Raw genomic sequence first — 19,419 nt, 5'->3', positions numbered from 1 at the left:
AGGCTCAGACGCTGACGGGTGTCAGAAATGCCTGAAGATAGCCTTTGCCGGGACCAGCCTCCTCCAGATTGCCTTCAAACTTCAGGACGGCAAGACCAGCCGTTGGAAAGCCGTGGTTCAGCGTATCGAGCGCTCCCGGTTCTCCATCGCCGGATATGGCCAGGGTCAGGTCTTCCATCATGGGATTATGGCCGATGACGAGAATCGAGCCGAAGTGGCCGTAGGCGCGCACGGTTTCAAGGTAGAAAGCAGCATCTTCCGTATAGAGCGCTTCCAGAAGAATGACCCGGCTGGTATCGAGGCTGCCGGCGATGCCTTCCAGAGTTTCCTGAGCCCTGCGTGCCTTCGAGCACAGGGTGAGGTCCGGCAGGTAGCCGCATTTGCGCATCACGTCGCCGGTCATGGCGGCTTCCTCGCGGCCTGCGGCATCCAGCGGACGATCGAAATCGCACATTCCGGGCTGAGCCCAGCCCGCCTTTGCGTGCCTGAGGAGATAGAGTTTGGCCACCAGCCCTCCCGCCTGTACCTGCCTTAGAAGGATTATCGTTTGACGGCAGCGAGCGCAACGCCTCTGGCCCATGCCGCACAGCAACAGGATTATACGTTCGTGTGATGAGGTGAGTACAGGCTTGTGCGGGGCAGTTTAGGTGAATATATAGGCGCCAATTCTTGGGGCTGTCGGGTGAGTCGAATGAATCAAAACCTTACTGCCGATTACGTACCCTCCGAAGACGAGCCGTTCATGAATGACCGGCAGAAGTCTTATTTCCGCGGCAAGCTGATCGCATGGAAAAATGATATCCTGCGAGAGGCACGGGAGACCCTTGAGATTCTCCAGCAGGAAAACGCAAACCTTCCTGATCTGGCGGACAGGGCCTCCTCGGAAACCGATCGTGCCATCGAGCTCAGGGCACGCGACCGCCAGCGCAAGCTGATATCGAAGATCGATTCGGCACTGCAGCGGATCGAAGAGGGCACTTACGGCTATTGTGAAGAAACAGGCGAGCCGATTTCGCTGAAGCGGCTGGATGCGCGTCCTATCGCGACCTTGTCCATCGAGGCGCAGGAACGTCATGAGCGTCGCGAGAAGGTTTATCGGGACGATTGATAATACCTCTTCTCTGATAGCAAAAAGGCCGCCCGTGAGGCGGCCTTTTTGATTCTGTGGTTATGTGCCCGATCTCAACGCGCTGTCGCGATCCTTCAGATGCGCTCCTTACGAAGCTAAGTTCCCGTTCCTGCGCACGTCGTTATCCTGAAAGCGGTTCCCAGTTTCGGGCGACATGCGTCAGCGCCTGGTGGTTGACAGTTCACCGAGAAGCCGCGACATTTCATCATCGGGAGTCTGGAGCCTTTGTGGGGGCTCGACGGCTGGTTCACCGAGAGAAAGTGTGAGTTCGTCCACAAGCGAAGCGTCGAGCGCGTCTTCCACTGAATGCCGATGCTGCTGGGGGTGCTGAGCCGTCGGAGCCGGCCGGGGTGGTGCGGCGGCAGCCACTTGCGGTGCCACATAGGTGTTTTCCGATGGCCGTGGTTGTGGCGGGGGGGCCGCCGGACGCGCAGGTGCTGAAACCTGCGGCTGGGGAGCAACTGGCTGGCGTTGCTGCACGGGCTGAGGTGGCGGAGCAGCTTTTGGCGGCTGGGGCGTGAAGGCCGGCTCCGCCACTGGCGTTGTGCGTTTTGCGCTGGCCAGCCTGATGTCGCGCTCGACCACCACATCGGTCGGCCCACCGATGAGAATCAGGTGCTCGACATCGTCGCGGCGAACCAGAACCAGCCGCCTGTGGCTGTCCACGGCGGTGGCGTCCATGACGGCGAGACGCGTCTTGCGGTTGCGCCCGCCTGCAACGAAGGTTCCGAAGTTCATGCTGCGGATCATCTTCACGATGAACAGCACAGCCACAAACGCGGCCAGCGCAACCAGAACCCAGAAAATGGCGGCGCCATATCCGTTTCCGCCAGCGCTATCGAGAAAATCAGGCATCGGCACCCCCGGAAGTGTGGCCAAGACGGAAGGATGGCCAAAGAAATCAAACATGACAGTAGAACGCAGTGATGCGCCACCGCAAGTTGCCAGCCCGGTTTATCAACGTGGGGACCGGCATTTGCGAAGGAGTTTTCACGTTCGGGGGGCATTTTACGCAGAGAGTTGCCCCTTTGGCCTTTTCCGGGCAAGGAGAATATGATTCAACCGCCCGGATCGGAACAGGGCAGGAATCGTAAGCAGGGGGCAAATGGCCAAGGACGCGCGCGGCGATTTCTATCCGGTGCCGATGATAGATCAGGATACACGGCCCGGAACGGTAACGCGGCTTATCATCTTCATCCTCATCCTGATCGTCTCGGCAGTTGTGTTCGGGCTGTTTCGGGAACGCTTTGGCGATCCGTTCCTACTCGGCATGCTCGGCGTGCTGGCGATGATCGGCGTCGGTTTCCTGTTCGCGACGGCGATCGGTTTCATCCAGATCGCCCCGCGCTCGACCGGGGACGAGCTTTCCAAGGCCTTCGTGGATTCGATGGCGCAGGGCCTCGTTGTCACTGATGCGAAAAACCGCATCATCTACGCCAACCGTGCCTATGCCGAGATGACCGGAGCGGCCTCGGCTGCCGATATCAGAACCGTTGAAAGCCTGCTGTCGGATGCGCCCGAAGCTTCTTCCGTCATCTATCGGCTGGCCGGCGGTCTGCGGGATGGCCAGCATGGCGATGGCGAGTTTCGCCTCAGCCAAGCTATTCGTCCCGGCGCCGAAGTCGGCGCGCGGTGGTATCGTATCGAAGCGCGCGCGTTCCGCATCCCCGGCCAGCGTCAGCCGTTCAATGCCTGGAAGCTGGCCGACATTTCCCGTGAGCGCGAAGAGCAGGAGCGCTTCTTCCTCGACCTGCAAAAGGCCATCGACCATCTCGATAATGCGCCGGCCGGTTTCTTCTCAACCGATCAGGATGGCCGCGTCACCTATGTGAACGCCACTCTGGCGGAATGGCTGGGCATCGATCTGGCGAGCTTTACGCCGGGCGTGGTAACACTCTCCGACATCGTGGCCGGCGACGGCATGGCGCTGGTGCGCTCGGTACGTCCTGATCCCGGTACGGTTCGCAACGCGGTGATCGACCTTGATCTGACGACGATGAAGGGCGAGGCGCTGCCCGTACGCTTCCTGCATCGCGCCACCGTCAATCGCGACGGACATGCCGGCCCGGCGCGCACCATCGTGCTCAACCGCACGGAAGGCGAGGATTCGTCCGCCGATCTGCGGGCTTCGGAGGTGCGTTTCACACGCTTCTTCAACTCCACGCCTATGGCCATTGCCGGCGTCGATCAGGCGGGACGTATCCTGCGCACCAATGCGCCGTTCCTGTCGCTGTTCGCCTCGGCGGTGGATCGCGATGCGCTGGACCGACGGGTGCGCCTCGATGCGGTCATCCATGAGCGCGACCGGCCGGCGTTCGAGACGGCGCTTGAGAAGGCCCGCCAGAGGCAAGCCGACATTGCGCCGATCGACACGGTTCTGCCCGACAATGAAGAGCGTCACATCCGCTTCTATGTGAATGCGGTTGCCGATGGCGACGGGGCCGAGGAAGCGGCGATCGTCTATGCGGTGGAAACGACCGAGCAGAAGGCGCTTGAAGCGCAGATGGCCCAGAGCCAGAAGATGCAGGCGGTCGGCCAGCTTGCCGGCGGCATCGCGCATGACTTCAACAACGTGCTCACTGCCATCATCATGGCTTCGGACCTGCTGCTGACCAATCACCGGCCGTCCGATCCGTCCTTCCCGGACATCATGAACATCAAGCAGAACGCCAACCGCGCGGCCTCGCTGGTGCGGCAGTTGCTGGCCTTCTCGCGCAAGCAGACGCTGCGGCCGGAGGTGCTGACGCTGACCGACGTTCTTGCCGATCTGCGCATGCTTCTGGCCCGTCTGGTCGGCAACGACATCAAGCTGCGCATCGATCATGGGCGCGATCTGTGGCCCGTGAAGGTGGATATCGGCCAGTTCGAGCAGGTGGTCGTCAATCTGGCGGTGAATGCCCGCGACGCCATGCCCGAAGGTGGCGAGCTCACGGTTCGCACCCGCAATGTGACGACCGATGAGGCGAAGACCTTCCCGTATCGCGAACTGGAAGCCGGCGATTATGTGCTGGTCGAGGTCGAGGACAACGGCAGCGGCATTCCCGCAGAGGTGCTGAAGAAGATTTTTGAGCCTTTCTTCACCACCAAGGAGGTCGGCAAGGGCACGGGTCTCGGCCTTTCCATGGTCTACGGCATCATCAAGCAGACCGGCGGCTTCATCTTCTGCGATTCGGAAGTGGGCAAGGGCACCACCTTCCGCATCTTCCTGCCGCGTCACGTTCCGGTCATTGCTGCGCAGCCCGCGGCCGGCGCGGACCAGAAAGCGATCGCTGGCGGAGCGGAAGCTCCTGCTGCTGCGGTTCAGGCGAAGGCAGATGCCGCGAGAGACCTTTCCGGTTCGGCGACGGTTCTGCTGGTCGAGGACGAGGACGCGGTGCGCATGGGCGGGGTGAGGGCGCTGACCTCGCGCGGCTACACCGTGCACGAGGCTTCCTCAGGGGTCGAGGCGCTGGAACTGTTCGAAGAGCTGGACGGCAAGGTGGACATCGTCGTCTCCGATGTTGTCATGCCGGAAATGGACGGGCCGACCCTTCTGGGCGAACTGCGCAAGCGTCAGCCCGATATCAGGTTCGTGTTCGTGTCGGGCTATGCCGAGGACGCGTTCGCCAAAAACCTGCCCGAGGATGCACAATTCGGCTTCCTGCCGAAGCCCTTCTCCCTCAAGCAGCTGGCCACTGTGGTCAAGGAAGTGCTGGAAGGCTGAATTTCTCAGCGTTCCTGAAGAGGCGGCAGACTATGCCGCCTCGCGCTTCAGGGCGGCCACTTCCTCGGCCATCGGTCTGGAACCGCGCAGATAGAGCGCGCAGGTGGTGCGCAGCATCGAGGCGAAATTTGGCACTTCTCCACGAAGCTCAAGCGCCTCGTCATACAGCTTCGAGATGAATTTCGGCGTCGTCAGCCCCTGGCTTTCGGCGATTTCGTCCAGCAATGCCCAGAACGTCGCTTCGATCTGGATGCTGGTCGAATGTCCGCCGATGCGGATCGACCTGTTGATGGGGCGATAGCCCTCCGGGTCCTGTTCTGCAAAAACTCTGCACATATCAGCCTCCCTGTCATTCTGCTCACGCCGCTTTCAGCAAGCAGCAAGCGACGTGAGCCTGAAACTCCTGTTCCTGAAGGAACAGTTCTGGACTTGAGCGCGCCATTCTGGGTCCAAAATTCTCAAACAGCAATCGCACTTCTACATTCGTGAACGGTGGTAACCCACTGCCACCCTATTTGCCCGCCCGGTTGCATAATCAGCGAAAGATCGGATGCGAACGAAAGGCGCGGCACAGTTTGGCAAAGGCAATCCACAGCATGATCCGGGTTCTCGACGAGACCCGGTCCGTCAGCTTTTACAACAAGGCATTCGGGCTCGATGTGGCGCAAAGGCTCGATTTCGAGACTTTCACGCTCATTTATCTCTCCAATGCGGAGACGGAGTTCGAGCTGGAGCTCACCGTCAACAAGGGGCGCACGGAGCCTTATCAGCTGGGCGACGGCTATGGCCATCTGGCGGTGTCCGTTGCCGATCTCGACAGCGAGCATGACCGGATGGGCGCTCTCGGCCTCAGCCCGAAGAATATCGTCGAATTCAGCCATGCGGGCGCGCCCGTGGCGCGGTTCTTCTTCATCGAGGATCCGGACGGATACAAGATCGAGGTGCTGCAGCGCGGAGGCCGCTTCAGGTAACCGACAGCACAGGAGGTCAGACCGCACGGGAGGTGCGGAGCCAGCCACAGCGTCTTTCAGGCGCTCCAGCAAGCAAGGGAGGAATAAATGGTAACGGTATATACGGGCAAGCAGGGCCTTTCGCGGCGCGAATTGCTCAAACGCGGTGGCGTCGGGGCGCTGCTTGTCGTCACCGGCAGCGCGGTGATCAGCCCGCGGCATGCGTGGGGTCTGGAGACCTCGGCGCTCAAGCCGGAGACGATGGCCACGCTGATCCAGATGGCGCGTGACATCTATCCGCACGATCAGGTGCCCGACAGGTTCTACGCCATTGCCGTGAAGACCCATGACGAGCAGGCCGGCAAGGATGCCGCGCACAGGGATCTCATCGAAAACGGCATTGCCGATCTCGACAAGCGCGCCGGCGAAGCCGGCTATCGCGGGCTCGGCTGGGAAGAAGAGCGCGTCGATGTGCTCAGGCAGATCGAGGATACGCCTTTCTTCCAGGCGATCCGCGGCGGTCTGGTGGTGGGTCTCTACAATCAGAAAGAGCTGTGGCCGATCTTCGGCTACGAGGGCGAGTCCTACTCGAAGGGCGGTTACATCAACCGCGGCTTCGACGACATCGAGTGGCTCTGACCCCTCCGAAATCTCCACAGCCAGACTACGGATACATGGGAGGAAACCATGGCAGCACCTTATGATCTCAACGACGACAGTGTCGTCGTCATCATCGGCTCCGGCGCCGGCGGCGGAACGCTCGGCAACGAGCTTGCCCAGAAGGGCATCGACGTCGTCATTCTCGAAGCCGGCAACCGTATCGAATATGAGGACTTCATCAACGACGAATGGGACAGCTTCGCCCAGCTCTCATGGGGCGATCCGCGCACCGCATCGGGAGAATGGCGCGTGGCAAAGGATTTTCCGGGCCTGCCTGCCTGGATCGTCAAGGCGGTGGGAGGCACCACCACGCACTGGGCCGGTGCTTCGCTGCGCTTTCAGGAACATGAGTTCAGGACGCTGACCCATTACGGCAAGGTCGAGGGTGCCAATCTTCTCGACTGGCCGCTGACGCTTGCCGAACTCGAGCCCTACTATGCAAAGGCCGAGGACAAGATGGGCGTGACCCGTACCAACGGCATTGAGGGGCTGCCCGGCAACAACAACTTCAAGATCATGAAGGCCGGGGCGGACAAGCTTGGCTACAAGGAATGCCACACCGGCAACATGGCCATCAATTCGGACTTCCGGGACGATCGCATGGCATGCCAGCAGACCGGGTTCTGTTTCCAGGGCTGCAAATGGGGCGCGAAATGGTCGACGCTCTACACCGAAATCCCCAAGGGCGAAGAGACCGGAAAGCTGGAAGTGCGGCCGAACAGCCATGTCGTCAGGATCGAGCATGACGACAGCGGCAAGGTGACCGGGGTCGTCTACGCAGACAAGGACGGCAAGTTGCAGGAACAGAAGGCGCGCGTCGTCTGCGTGGCCGGCAACTCGATCGAAAGCCCGCGGCTGCTGCTTAACTCAGCCTCGGCGAAATTCCCGGACGGGCTGGCGAACTCCTCGGGGCAGGTCGGCAAGAACTACATGCGTCACACCACCGGCACCGTCTATGCCATTTTCGACAAGCCGGTGCACTTCTATCGCGGCACGACCATGGCCGGCATCGTCCGCGATGAAGCGCGCCATGATCCGTCGCGTGGCTTTGTCGGCGGCTATGAACTTGAAACGCTTGCGCTCGGCATTCCGTTCATGGCCGCCTTCCTCAATCCGGGCGGCTGGGGCAGGGGCTTCACCACGGCCCTCGACCACTACGACCATCTGGCCGGCATGTGGATCGTGGGCGAGGACATGCCGCAGGAGCAGAACGCCATCAGGCTGCATCCCACCCTCAAGGACCAGTACGGCATGCCGGTGGCGGATGTCTGGTTCACCGACCATCCCAACGACATCGCCATGCGCAATCATGCCTACAGGCAGGGCGCGGCGATCTACGATGCCGTGGGCGCGACGCGCACCATGCCGACGCCGCCCTATCCCTCGACCCACAATCTCGGCACCAACCGCATGAGCGAAAAGGCGTCGGATGGCGTGGTCAACAAGCACGGCCAGACGCACGACATCCAGAACCTGTTCGTGTCGGACGGCAGCCAGTTCACCACCGGCGGCGCGGAGAACCCGACTCTGACCATCGTGACGCTCGCGATCCGGCAGGCCGACTACATCGCCGGGGAAATGGCGGCAAAAAACATCTGAAGCGTTCATTATTGCGACCGGCCCCCGAACAGTTGCCGGTTCGGGGGCCTCTCATCATTTTGTGATGGTGCAGGTCGAAGCGGTGAAGGATCCATGCGGCTGACGCATGATGATGTCGAACGAGGCCGAGGACGGATCGAGCGAAGTCACCTGTGTCAGCGATACGCTGTTGCCGCCGGCGGTGAAGCCGCCAAGCGGGCCCAGCCAGGAAATCTCGCCATTCCGCTCGATCTGGTAGTTGTAGCCCTGCTGCGGGATCGGGAAATATGCCGGGCCGCTATAGACATTGCCCCTGATCGTGATGTCGCCGAGGCTGAGGAACTGCCCCAGCAGATAGACCTCGCAATGATAGATGCCGTCGGGCAGTTGCTGCGCTGCGCCGGCAGGCATGACCGCCGTGAAAATCGCCGCAAAGCTCGTTGCAAGGGCTCGAAAGCTCTTCATCCCGTTCGCCAGTTTGTTCTGTGCAGAGCAGTATATCCGCTTCTCAGTGCCGGATGATTATAATTATCTGCAAAATCGCGTAACGGCCAGAAGGCGGCACAAGAATGGCGCAGGGCAAATTGCATGTTATTCTTTTGGCTGGTCATGGTGAGTCGGCCGTGTTTCCGCGTCAGCCGGAAATGAAATTGGGAAGGCGCCAAGGCGCCTGCAAGCTCTGCGCAAGCCATTCTGCCTAAATTTCTTTCCGTGTCTGGGAGTTGTTCCAAGGGGTTGGGCAAACGGGCAAGGGGAAATGAATGGAGCGATTTCTCGAAGACCACCAGAAACGGCGGCTGACTGACCGTTTCGACATACTCACGGCCATCAACATATTGAAATCGCAGGGTTACGAGGACGATGAACTGATCCGGGAAATCATTCGCGTCTTCTACGTCGATCTCGATACCTATGAGGAAGTGCTGAAACAGGCCCGCGCGGCGTAAAGAATTCTGCGGTTTCATCGATGCTCTTTCTGCCTGCCTGCTTGAACGCGCCAGCGGAATGGGGCAAACCGCAGCGATGGTGCGCCTCCTCGATCATCTTGTGCTGCCGACCGCCGATCTCGATACGGCGCGAACCCGGTTGAACCAGCTGGGCTTTACGGTGGCGCCTCGCGGCATTCACCCCTTCGGAACCGGCAATTGCTGCGTCTATTTCGCGGACGGAACCTTTATCGAGCCGCTGGTCGTTGTCGATGAGTGCGCGGCTGAAGTGGCGGTGAAGAGCGGAAACGTGTTTGTCGCACGCGACCGTTCCTATCGACAGGCTTTTGGCACTGAGGGCTTTTCAGCGGTCGCCTTTGCAGGTGATAACGCCGATGATGAACATCGGGCTTATGTTGAAGCGGGGATTTCAGCCGGCGACCGCCTGGACTTCTCAAGGCCCTTCATAGACGCCGCCGGGCGCAGCGATACTGCTTCTTTCCGTCTTGCCTTCGCCGCCTTGCCGGACGTGGAGGGAACCTACGTTTTCACCTGCCAGCGGGTGAATTCACCGAAGGTCGACCGATCGGCTCTTGAGCAGCATGAGAATGGCACGACACGCATCTGCGAAATCATCGCTGTAAGCGATGATCCGGCGGGGACTGCGGGCTTTCTGCGGCTGAGTGCGGGTTACGATCTTTCAGGCACATCGGATGGTGCGGTGCCTGATCTGCCGAATGCGCGCCTACGCGTTCTCACCAGCGGCCAATATGCAGAAAAGACCGGCCTTGCGCCTCGCGGCCATGGTGTTTTGTCCTTTGAAGCCGTTGCTTTCTGCGTGCGTGACATCGATGCGCTGCGGAGGGGGCTTGTGTCGCGTGGCATCGATCACGACATTCGCGAGGGTCAGGTGGTTGTCGCACCCGCACCGGGGCAGGGCACCACTTTCATATTTCAGGAGTCTGCATGACCACGCTCGATAAAGCGGTGCCCAACAGCGCCGTGAAAGCCGGAACCGTAATCTTCGACAACAGCGCCCCGCTGGCGCTGATTGCCGGCCCCTGCCAGCTTGAGACGCGGCAGCACGCCTTCGACATGGCCGGCGCGCTGAAGGAACTGACCGGAAAGCTTGGCATCGGCCTCGTCTACAAGACCAGCTACGACAAGGCCAACCGCACGTCGCTCTCCGGCAAGCGTGGCGCCGGTCTCGAAGCCGCGCTGCCGATCTTCGACGACATCCGCAAGGAATTCGGCCTGCCGGTTCTGACCGATGTCCACACCGAAGAGCAGTGCGCCATCGTTGCCCCTCACGTCGATATTCTCCAGATACCAGCTTTCCTCAGCCGCCAGACCGACCTGCTGATCGCGGCGGCGAACACCGGCAAGGTCGTGAACGTCAAGAAGGGGCAGTTTCTCGCGCCGTGGGATGTGAAGAATGTCGTCGCCAAGATCGTCGCTTCCGGCAATTCCAATGTGCTGGTTACGGAGCGCGGCGCGTCTTTCGGCTACAACACGCTGGTTTCGGACATGCGCGCTCTGCCGATCATGGCCGAGCTTGGCGCGCCGGTGATCTTCGACGCTACCCATTCCGTGCAGCAGCCGGGCGGGCAGGGCGGCTCGTCGGGCGGCGAGCGGCGTTTCGTGGAAACGCTGGCGCGGGCGGCGGTGGCTGTCGGCGTCGCGGGTGTGTTCATCGAAACGCATGAAGACCCGGACAATGCACCCTCCGACGGTCCGAACATGGTGCCGCTGAAGGATCTGCCGCGTCTGCTGGAAAAGCTGATGGCGTTCGACCGCATCGCCAAGGGGTGAGCCGCTTTCCGAGGAAAGCGGCCGCTGACGCTAAAGCGTGTCGCGATCTTTCAGATTCGCTCCTTACGCTTTAGTCTCTTGTTTTTACGCATGTCGTTATCCCGAAACCGCTTTCCACTTTCGGGCGGCATGCTTTAAGGAAGCGATTGCCTTTTGGCCCCCTGATTGGCTATGACGTGGCCCATCTTTTCAACTGACGGAACGGGGATTTCGAATGACCGCTATTGTCGATGTCGTAGGCCGCGAGATTCTCGATAGCCGGGGCAACCCGACCGTCGAAGTCGATGTCGTGCTCGAAGATGGCTCCGTGGGCCGCGCAGCCGTGCCTTCCGGCGCTTCCACCGGCGCACATGAGGCTGTCGAGCTTCGTGACGGCGGGCCGCGCTATCTCGGCAAGGGCGTGGAAAAGGCGGTCGAGGCCGTCAATGGCGAGCTGTTCGAGGCGATCGGCGGGCTCGAAGCCGAAGAGCAGATCCACATCGACCGCACCATGATCGAGCTGGACGGGACACCCAACAAGAGCCGTCTCGGCGCCAACGCCATTCTCGGCGTCTCGCTGGCGGTTGCCAAGGCTGCGGCGGAGTCCGCCGGCCTGCCGCTCTATCGCTATGTCGGCGGTGTGAATGCGCATGTGCTGCCGGTGCCGATGATGAACATCATCAATGGCGGCGCCCATGCCGACAATCCGATCGATTTTCAGGAATTCATGATCATGCCGGTCGGCGCGTCCTCGGTGCGCGAGGCTGTGCGCTGGGGTTCGGAAGTCTTCCACACGCTCAGGAAGGGCCTGAAAGACGCCGGCCACAACACCAATGTCGGTGACGAAGGCGGCTTCGCGCCGAACCTGAAGAGCGCGCAGGCGGCACTCGATTTCGTCATGGCTTCCATCGAGAAGGCCGGGTTCAAGCCCGGAGAGGAAATCGCGCTGGCGCTCGACTGCGCTTCGACCGAATTCTTCAAGGACGGCAACTACGTCTACGAAGGCGAGAAGAAGACCCGCGATCCCAGGGCGCAGGCCAAGTATCTGGCCAAGCTTGCGGCCGACTATCCGATCATCTCGATCGAGGACGGCATGGCCGAGGACGACTGGGAAGGCTGGAAGTACCTCACGGAACTGACCGGCAAGAAAGTTCAGCTCGTTGGTGATGACCTGTTCGTGACCAATTCCGCCCGCTTGCGCGACGGCATCCGCATGGGTGTCGGCAATTCGATCCTCGTGAAGGTCAACCAGATCGGCACGCTGTCGGAAACGCTGGACGCGGTCGAGACCGCGCACAAGGCAGCCTACACCGCCGTCATGTCGCACCGTTCGGGTGAGACCGAGGATTCCACCATTTCCGATCTCGCCGTCGCCACCAATTGCGGGCAGATCAAGACCGGCTCGCTGGCGCGCTCGGACCGTACGGCCAAGTACAACCAGCTCATCCGCATCGAGGAGCAGCTCGGCCGTCAGGCACGTTACGCAGGCACGTCGATCCTCAAGGGCTGATCGGCCTCCTCAGTATCCATTGTCGAATTGATAGGGCGGGGGAGACCTCGCCCTTTTTGCATCTGACGGCCTGTCGACCCGGCTGGCTGTAACTGTCCATTAAGCACAATCGGCGACAAGGGAGGGAAAGGAATTCCGGGCCGAACCATGTGGACGCGTCAGTACAAGCAGAGAAAGACCGGACGGCTGATCATTCCCGTCCTGTGCGCGGCGTGCGTCGCCTATTTCGGTTTCCACACCTATCATGGTCAGTATGGCATCAACTCGCGCGAGCGCATCGAGGTGCAGACTGCGCGCCTGCAGGAGCAGCTCGACAAATTGCGGGCTGAACGCAGCGAGCTTGAGAAGCGTGTGCGCCTGTTGCATGATGGCACACTGGAAAAAGACATGCTGGACGAGCTGGCCAGAAAGACACTCAATATGTCCGGTCCGGACGAAGTGATTATCATGCTGCGCTGAAAAGCCGGTTAACCGAATTCGGGTTAATCACTATAAATTTCAATGAAAATAACCGCTTAGCTGCATGTCAGTCATGCGTTTTCTGCATGGCGCAATGCAAATATGCATGATAGCTTCCTGAAGATCAGTGGGGAGGCAAGTCTCCCACATGTCCGACAAGAGACGCCTACAGGGAGAGATGCATGGCCACCGCAGCCAGAAAAGCGCCTGCCAGATCGAAGGCCGACAACAAGTCGCCTACCATAGCCGCGCCCAAGCCCGCGGAATTCAGCAAGGAAGATGAACTTGCCGCCTACCGCGAAATGCTGCTTATCCGGCGCTTCGAGGAGAAGGCCGGCCAGCTCTACGGCATGGGTTTCATCGGTGGTTTCTGCCACCTCTATATCGGTCAGGAAGCTGTCGTCACCGGCATGAAAATGGCCCTTATCGAGGGCGACCAGATGATCACCGCCTATCGTGATCATGGCCATATGCTGGCCATGGAGATGTCGCCGCGCGGGGTGATGGCCGAGCTGACCGGGCGTCAGGGTGGCTATTCCAAGGGCAAGGGTGGCTCCATGCACATGTTCTCCAAGGAGAAGCAGTTCTATGGCGGCCACGGCATCGTCGGTGCGCAGGTTCCGCTCGGCACCGGGCTTGCCTTCGCCAACCGTTATCGCGGCAACAAGAATGTGTCGCTGACCTTCTTCGGTGATGGCGCCTCCAACCAGGGCCAGGTCTATGAGAGCTTCAACATGGCCTCTCTCTGGAAGCTGCCGGTCGTCTACATCATCGAGAACAACCGCTATGCCATGGGCACCTCGGTAACGCGCTCTTCGGCCGAGACGGATTTTTCGCATCGTGGCGCATCGTTCAAGATCCCCGGCGTGAAGGTGGACGGCATGGACGTGCGCGCCGTCAAGTCGGCTTCCGACATGGCGGTCGAGTGGTGCCGCAGCGGCAACGGTCCGATCATCCTCGAAATGAACACCTATCGCTATCGCGGTCACTCCATGTCCGATCCGGCCAAGTATCGGTCGAAGGAAGAAGTGCAGAAGATGCGTTCCGAGCATGACCCCATCGAGCAGGTGAAAGCGCGTCTGCTTGAGAAGAAGTGGGCGAGCGAGGATGAGCTGAAGGCCATCGACAAGGACGTGCGCGACATTGTCGCCGACGCCGCCGAGTTTGCGCAAAACGATCCCGAGCCGGATGCATCCGAGCTCTGGACAGATATCGTACTTTAAGGGAGGGGGCACATGCCGATCGAAATTCTCATGCCGGCGCTCTCGCCGACGATGGAAGAGGGCAACCTCTCCAAATGGCTGAAGAACGAAGGCGACAAGATCGTCGCCGGTGACGTGATTGCCGAAATCGAGACCGATAAGGCGACGATGGAAGTCGAAGCCGTCGATGAAGGTATGCTGGGCAAAATTCTTGTTCCGGCCGGGACCGAAGGCGTCAAGGTGAACGCGCCGATCGCGGTTCTGCTGCAGGATGGCGAAAGCGCCGACGACATCGGCAAGGCCGCCGCTCCCGCGGCCAAGGCCGAAGCGCCACACTCCGAAGCGGCGACGGCTGAGGAAAAGCCCGCGCCGGAGGCTGCAAAGCCTGCGCCAGTCGCCGCAGCGCCGAAGATGGAAGTCGCGGCCGACCCCGACATTCCCGCCGGAACCGAAATGGTGTCGATGACCGTGCGCGAAGCTTTGCGCGACGCCATGGCTGAAGAAATGCGCCGCGACGAGGATGTCTTCGTCATGGGTGAGGAAGTCGCCGAGTATCAGGGCGCCTACAAGATCACACAGGGGCTGTTGCAGGAATTCGGCGACCGCCGCGTCGTCGATACCCCGATCACCGAGCACGGCTTTGCCGGCGTCGGCGTGGGTGCGGCCTTTGCGGGTCTCAAGCCGATCGTCGAGTTCATGACCTTCAACTTCGCCATGCAGGCGATCGACCAGATCGTCAATTCGGCGGCGAAGACGCTTTACATGTCGGGCGGCCAGATGGGCGCGCCGATCGTGTTCCGCGGCCCCAACGGAGCGGCGGCGCGCGTGGCGGCCCAGCACTCGCAGTGCTACGCGGCCTGGTACAGCCATATCCCCGGCCTCAAGGTGGTGATGCCCTACACGGCGGCTGACGCCAAGGGTCTGCTCAAGGCGGCGATCCGCGATCCCAATCCGGTGATCTTCCTTGAAAACGAAATCCTCTACGGCCACCATTTCGATGTGCCGAAGCTGGATGATTTCGTGCTGCCCATCGGCAAGGCGCGCATCCACAAGAAGGGCAAGGATGTCACGCTGGTGTCCTTCGGCATCGGCATGACCTATGCGATCAAGGCGGAAGAAGAACTGGCGGCGATGGGCATCGATGCCGAGATCATCGATCTGCGTACCATCCGTCCGCTCGATCTCGATACGATCATCGAGTCGGTCAGGAAGACCAACCGGCTGGTCGTGGTCGAGGAAGGTTTTCCGCAGAGTTCGGTCGGCGATCATATCGCCAATCAGGTTTCGCAGCGCGCCTTCGACTACCTTGATGCTCCGGTGATCACCATCGCCGGCAAGGATGTGCCGATGCCCTATGCGGCCAATCTGGAAAAGCTGGCCTTGCCGAATGTCGGCGAAGTCGTCGAGGCGGTGAAAGCCGTCACCTATCGCTAGGCTCCGGGGGAGGACGATATGCCGATCAATATCACCATGCCGGCGCTCTCTCCGACCATGGAAGAGGGCAATCTGAGCAAGTGGCTCGTCAAGGAAGGCGACAAGGTTTCGCCCGGTGACGTGATCGCCGAGATCGAGACGGACAAGGCCACCATGGAAGTCGAGGCCGTCGATGAGGGCACCGTCGCGAAGATCGTCGTGCCGGCAGGCACCGAGGGCGTCAAGGTCAACGCGCTGATCGCCGTTCTTGCCGAAGATGGCGAGGATGTCGCGGCGGCGGCCAAGGCGTCCGGGGATGCACCGGCCAAGGCTGCCGACGCTCCCAAGCCGGAGGCAAAAGCAGAAAGCGCTGCGGCGCCCGCCGAAGCGCCGAAAGCTGCGGCTCCTGCCGCGCCGGAAGTGAAGGCTGCTGCTCCAACCACGGCTGTCGCAGTAAAGGACACGGATCGTGTCTTCGCATCGCCGCTCGCCCGTCGCATCGCCAAGGATGCCGGTCTCGATATTTCCGCTGTGTCCGGTTCAGGTCCGCAGGGGCGGGTGGTGAAGGCCGACGTGGAAGCCGCGATTGCCGGGGGCGGAGCGAAGGCTGCTACCTTGGCACCAGCGGTTGAAGCGGCAGCGCCTGCCGCTGCCGCCCCGGCTGTGAAGCCGATACCGGATGACGCGGTGCTGAAACTGTTCGAGGAAGGCTCCTACGAGCTGATCCCGCACGACAATATGCGCAAGACCATCGCACGGCGTCTGGTCGAGGCGAAGTCGACGGTGCCGCATTTCTACCTGACGGTGGATTGCGAGCTGGATGCTTTGCTTGGCCTGCGCAAGCAGCTCAACGACGCCGCTCCGGTCAGAAAGACCGAAAAGGGTGAGGAGCCGGCCTACAAGCTCTCCGTCAACGACCTGATCATCAAGGCGCTGGCGCTGGCGCTCAGGCAAGTGCCCGACGCCAATGTGTCGTGGACCGAGGGCGCGATGGTCAAGCACCGCCACGCCGATGTCGGCGTTGCCGTCTCCATTCCCGGCGGGCTGATCACGCCGATCGTGCGCAAGGCCGAGGAAAAGAGCCTGTCTTCGATCTCCAACGAGATGAAGGATCTGGCGGCACGCGCCCGGACCCGCAAGCTGAAGCCGGAAGAGTATCAGGGCGGCACCACGGCGGTGTCGAACCTCGGCATGTTCGGGATCAGGGACTTCGCCGCCGTCATCAACCCGCCGCATGCAACGATCCTTGCCATTGGTGCGGGCGAGCAGCGGGCGGTGGTGAAGGATGGCGAGGTGAAGGTCGCGACGGTGATGTCGGTGACGCTGTCGACCGACCACCGGGCGGTGGACGGGGCGCTGGGCGCCGAACTCATCGGCGCCTTCAAGCGCCTTGTCGAAAACCCGATGGGTCTGGTGGTCTGACGACGCATGCGGACGGTGCTCTGCTACGGTGACTCGCTGACCTGGGGCTATGATGCCTCGGGTCCGCGTCGCCATGCGCTTGAAGATCGCTGGCCGAGCGCTCTTCAGCGCGAACTCGGTGACGGCGTTCAGGTCGTCGCCGAGGGTCTGAACGGGCGCACCACTGCCTTCGATGACAATCTCGCGGGTGCGGATCGCAATGGTGCGCGCTTTCTGCCCACGCTCCTGTCCTCGCATGCGCCGCTTGATCTGGTGATCATCATGCTGGGCTCCAATGACATGAAGTCGTGGATTCATGGCGATCCCTTCGTCGCCCGGCAGGGCATGCGGCGCCTCATCGCTATCGTGCGCGGTCATGACGATCCGCTCGGCCATCCCGAGCCGAAAGTGCTGATCGTCGCCCCGCCGGTGGCTTCTCCCGGCAAGAAGGGAGCGGGTGAGCTGGCCGGCTACTACGAGCAGCTCGCGGATGAGGTGGGTTGCGGGTTTTTCGACGCTTCCGGTGTCTGTGAGGTTTGCCAGATCGACGGCATTCACATGGACGCGGAAAACACGCGCAGGCTGGGTGAGGCGCTCGCACCGGTGGTGCGCGTGATGTTGGAGCTTTGACCGTGCCGGATGCCATCGCCATCAGGCCCGCCCAGAAGAGTGACGCTGCGGAACTCGCCATTCTGGTCGATATTTCGTCGCACGGTTTTGCGTCGTGGTTTTGGTATGGCGCGGTGCTGAACGGCTCGAAGGAGACAGCCTTCGAGGAAGGCCGTTCCTTCATGCGCTCCGATACGCAGCCCGCGGCGTGGCAGGATGCCAGCATCGCTGTGGTTGGCGAAGAGATCGCCGGCGTCATCATCGGCCATCCGGTCCTGCCTTCGATCCGGGAAGAAACGGCGCCGCATCCTGTTGTCGAGCCGATCCTCGAACTGCAGAAGATGATTGTGGATCACTGGTTTATCGACAGCCTCGGCGTTTACCGCCATCATCGCGGCAAGGGGCTGGGCAAACGGCTGCTTGCGCATGAGATCGTTCGCGCCGGCAACCGGCCGGTGAGCCTGATCACCGAAAGTGACAACGACACCGCGCTTGGACTTTACAAATCGCATGGATTCGCCGAGGTGACGCGACGGCAGGCTGTCCCGCTCACCGCAGATGGCAAGCAACATGACTGGGTGCTGCTGACGCGCAGCGCCGCTTGAGGAAAGGCAAGGATTTATGGCCGAGGCTTACGACGTCATCATCATCGGTTCCGGTCCGGGCGGCTATGTGACGGCCGTTCGCTCCGCGCAGCTTGGTTTCAGGACCGCGATCGTGGAACGCGAGCATCTGGGCGGCATCTGCCTCAACTGGGGCTGCATTCCCACCAAGGCGTTGCTGCGCTCGGCCGAGATCAAGCATTACGCCGAGAATCCCGGCGCCTATGGCCTGAAGATCGACGGCAAGGTCAGCGCCGACATCGATGCGGTGGTGGAGCGCTCGCGCGGTGTTTCGCGCCGGCTGAACGGCGGCGTCGCCTTTTTGATGAAGAAGAACAAGGTCGACGTGATCTGGGGCGAGGCCAAGCTTTCCAAACCCGGTGAGATCGTCGTTTCCAAAAGCTCCAAAAAGCCGATGGAGCCGCAGAACCCGGTGCCGAAGGGCGTGAAGGGCGAAGGCACCTATACGGCCAAGCACATCATCGTCGCCACCGGCGCGCGGCCGCGCGCGCTGCCCGGCATCGAGCCGGACGGCAAGCTGATCTGGAGCTATTTCGAGGCCATGGTGCCGAAGGAAATGCCGAAGTCGCTGCTGGTCATGGGCTCGGGCGCTATCGGCATCGAGTTCGCCTCGTTCTACCGCACCATGGGCGCCGAGGTGACCGTGGTCGAGGTGATGCCGCAGGTCATGCCGGTCGAGGATGCGGAAATCTCCAAATTCGCCCAGAAGCAGTTCGAAAAGCAGGGCATGAAGATCCTGCTCGAAGCCAAGGTGACGAAGGTCGAGAAGGGCGCGAACTCGATCACCGCCCATGTCGAGACGAAGGACGGCAAGGTGGAGAAGATCACCGCCGACCGCATGATTTCGGCCGTTGGCGTTGTCGGCAACATCGAAAATCTCGGGCTGGAAGCGCTTGGCGTGAAGACCGACCGCGGCTGCGTGGTGGTGGACGGCTACGGCAACACCAATGTGCCGGGCATCTACGCCATCGGCGACGTCGCCGGCCCGCCCATGCTGGCGCACAAGGCCGAGCATGAAGGCGTGATCTGCGTGGAGAAGATCGCCGGCGTGCCGGGCGTGCATGGTCTCGACAAGTCGAAGATTCCCGGCTGCACCTATTGCAGCCCGCAGGTGGCATCCGTCGGCCTCACCGAAGCAAAGGCCAGGGCGGACGGCCGCGACATCCGGGTCGGCCGCTTCCAGTTCGCGGCCAATGGCAAGGCCATCGCGCTCGGCGAGGATCAGGGTCTGATCAAGACTATCTTCGACAAGAAGACGGGTGAGTTGCTGGGCGCGCACATGGTCGGCGCGGAAGTGACCGAGCTGATCCAGGGTTTCGTCGTGGCGATGAACCTCGAAACCACCGAGGAGGAGTTGATGCACACGGTGTTCCCGCATCCGACCCTTTCGGAGATGATGAAGGAAAGCGTGCTCGATGCCTACGGGCGCGCGCTGAACGCCTGAGCCAGCCTTTTCAGGGGCGAG

At 61.4% G+C, this 19,419-nt stretch carries 20 protein-coding genes; 16 read left to right on the top strand and 4 right to left on the bottom strand.

What is annotated here, in order from left to right; translation table 11 throughout:
* Positions 1-4: 4 nt before the first annotated feature.
* Entirely contained in the window at positions 5-508 is a 504-nt protein-coding gene (locus tag HNR59_RS12410; protein WP_183830605.1) for a histidine phosphatase family protein, read from the bottom strand.
* A gap of 183 nt (positions 509-691) precedes the next feature.
* Between HNR59_RS12410 and dksA the strand changes: the two genes are divergently transcribed.
* Complete coding sequence (gene dksA, locus HNR59_RS12405; protein ID WP_183830602.1) at positions 692-1,108, top strand: RNA polymerase-binding protein DksA; 417 nt, start codon at positions 692-694, stop codon at positions 1,106-1,108.
* Positions 1,109-1,288: 180 nt separating this feature from the next.
* Here dksA and HNR59_RS12400 read toward each other — a convergent pair whose 3' ends face one another.
* Positions 1,289-1,984 carry a flagellar biosynthetic protein FliO gene (locus tag HNR59_RS12400; RefSeq protein WP_183830588.1) on the bottom strand — a complete coding sequence of 232 codons (696 nt, stop codon included), beginning with the start codon at positions 1,982-1,984 and terminating at the stop codon, positions 1,289-1,291.
* 250 nt (positions 1,985-2,234) lie between these two features.
* On the opposite strand from HNR59_RS12400, the gene cckA reads away from it, so the two are divergent.
* Entirely contained in the window at positions 2,235-4,832 is a 2,598-nt protein-coding gene (cckA, locus tag HNR59_RS12395) for a cell cycle histidine kinase CckA (RefSeq protein ID WP_183830584.1), read from the top strand.
* A 30-nt stretch (positions 4,833-4,862) separates the two neighbouring features.
* Here the strand turns inward: cckA and HNR59_RS12390 are convergent, their stop codons facing one another.
* Positions 4,863-5,168 (bottom strand): ribbon-helix-helix domain-containing protein, encoded by a 306-nt coding sequence (locus HNR59_RS12390; protein ID WP_183830568.1) that lies wholly within the window; start codon positions 5,166-5,168, stop codon positions 4,863-4,865.
* Positions 5,169-5,407: 239 nt separating this feature from the next.
* Here HNR59_RS12390 and HNR59_RS12385 point away from each other — a divergent pair, with 239 nt between their 5' ends.
* The 3 genes from HNR59_RS12385 (at position 5,408) to HNR59_RS12375 (ending at position 8,041) form a co-directional block, all read left to right on the top strand.
* Positions 5,408-5,803 (top strand): VOC family protein, encoded by a 396-nt coding sequence (locus HNR59_RS12385; protein ID WP_183830565.1) that lies wholly within the window; start codon positions 5,408-5,410, stop codon positions 5,801-5,803.
* Positions 5,804-5,890: 87 nt separating this feature from the next.
* Entirely contained in the window at positions 5,891-6,421 is a 531-nt protein-coding gene (locus HNR59_RS12380) for a twin-arginine translocation signal domain-containing protein (RefSeq protein ID WP_183830562.1), read from the top strand.
* Between the two features lie 48 nt (positions 6,422-6,469).
* Positions 6,470-8,041: a GMC family oxidoreductase gene (locus HNR59_RS12375; RefSeq protein WP_183830559.1), complete on the top strand. Its 1,572-nt coding sequence runs from the start codon at positions 6,470-6,472 to the stop codon at positions 8,039-8,041.
* Positions 8,042-8,095: 54 nt separating this feature from the next.
* On the opposite strand, the gene HNR59_RS12370 is transcribed toward HNR59_RS12375, so the two are convergent.
* The gene (locus HNR59_RS12370) at positions 8,096-8,431 is read right to left on the bottom strand and encodes a hypothetical protein (protein ID WP_246374687.1); all 336 of its coding nucleotides are present in this window, start codon (positions 8,429-8,431) and stop codon (positions 8,096-8,098) included.
* 350 nt (positions 8,432-8,781) lie between these two features.
* Here HNR59_RS12370 and HNR59_RS12365 point away from each other — a divergent pair, with 350 nt between their 5' ends.
* From HNR59_RS12365 to lpdA, 11 genes are all read left to right on the top strand, one after another.
* Complete coding sequence (locus HNR59_RS12365) at positions 8,782-8,967, top strand: hypothetical protein (protein WP_183830553.1); 186 nt, start codon at positions 8,782-8,784, stop codon at positions 8,965-8,967.
* 58 nt (positions 8,968-9,025) lie between these two features.
* Complete coding sequence (locus tag HNR59_RS12360; RefSeq protein ID WP_246374565.1) at positions 9,026-9,916, top strand: VOC family protein; 891 nt, start codon at positions 9,026-9,028, stop codon at positions 9,914-9,916.
* Positions 9,913-10,758, top strand: a complete 846-nt coding sequence (kdsA, locus tag HNR59_RS12355) for a 3-deoxy-8-phosphooctulonate synthase (protein ID WP_183830550.1) — start codon at positions 9,913-9,915, stop codon at positions 10,756-10,758. Before HNR59_RS12360 ends, kdsA begins: the two co-directional genes overlap by 4 nt.
* 214 nt (positions 10,759-10,972) lie before the next feature.
* Positions 10,973-12,247, top strand: a complete 1,275-nt coding sequence (gene eno, locus HNR59_RS12350; RefSeq protein WP_183830547.1) for a phosphopyruvate hydratase — start codon at positions 10,973-10,975, stop codon at positions 12,245-12,247.
* A gap of 147 nt (positions 12,248-12,394) precedes the next feature.
* Entirely contained in the window at positions 12,395-12,706 is a 312-nt protein-coding gene (locus tag HNR59_RS12345; protein ID WP_183830544.1) for an FtsB family cell division protein, read from the top strand.
* Between the two features lie 182 nt (positions 12,707-12,888).
* A complete protein-coding gene (gene pdhA, locus HNR59_RS12340) occupies positions 12,889-13,929 on the top strand; it encodes a pyruvate dehydrogenase (acetyl-transferring) E1 component subunit alpha (RefSeq protein ID WP_183830541.1) in 1,041 nt (346 codons plus the stop codon).
* A gap of 12 nt (positions 13,930-13,941) precedes the next feature.
* Complete coding sequence (locus HNR59_RS12335; RefSeq protein WP_183830538.1) at positions 13,942-15,342, top strand: pyruvate dehydrogenase complex E1 component subunit beta; 1,401 nt, start codon at positions 13,942-13,944, stop codon at positions 15,340-15,342.
* Between the two features lie 18 nt (positions 15,343-15,360).
* Positions 15,361-16,743, top strand: coding sequence for a pyruvate dehydrogenase complex dihydrolipoamide acetyltransferase (locus tag HNR59_RS12330; RefSeq protein WP_183830535.1), 1,383 nt, complete (start codon positions 15,361-15,363; stop codon positions 16,741-16,743).
* A gap of 6 nt (positions 16,744-16,749) precedes the next feature.
* Positions 16,750-17,352: an SGNH/GDSL hydrolase family protein gene (locus tag HNR59_RS12325; protein ID WP_183830532.1), complete on the top strand. Its 603-nt coding sequence runs from the start codon at positions 16,750-16,752 to the stop codon at positions 17,350-17,352.
* A 2-nt stretch (positions 17,353-17,354) separates the two neighbouring features.
* Entirely contained in the window at positions 17,355-17,936 is a 582-nt protein-coding gene (locus HNR59_RS12320) for a GNAT family N-acetyltransferase (RefSeq protein ID WP_183830529.1), read from the top strand.
* 16 nt (positions 17,937-17,952) lie between these two features.
* Positions 17,953-19,398 (top strand): dihydrolipoyl dehydrogenase, encoded by a 1,446-nt coding sequence (gene lpdA, locus HNR59_RS12315; RefSeq protein ID WP_183830526.1) that lies wholly within the window; start codon positions 17,953-17,955, stop codon positions 19,396-19,398.
* The last annotated feature ends 21 nt before the right edge of the window (positions 19,399-19,419 follow it).

The sequence above is a fragment of the Aquamicrobium lusatiense genome (genome assembly GCF_014201615.1).
GTDB classification, from domain to species: Bacteria; Pseudomonadota; Alphaproteobacteria; order Rhizobiales; family Rhizobiaceae; genus Mesorhizobium; species Mesorhizobium lusatiense.
Note: the sequence above shows the minus strand (reverse complement) of the source record. Positions and strands in the feature narration are given on the sequence as shown.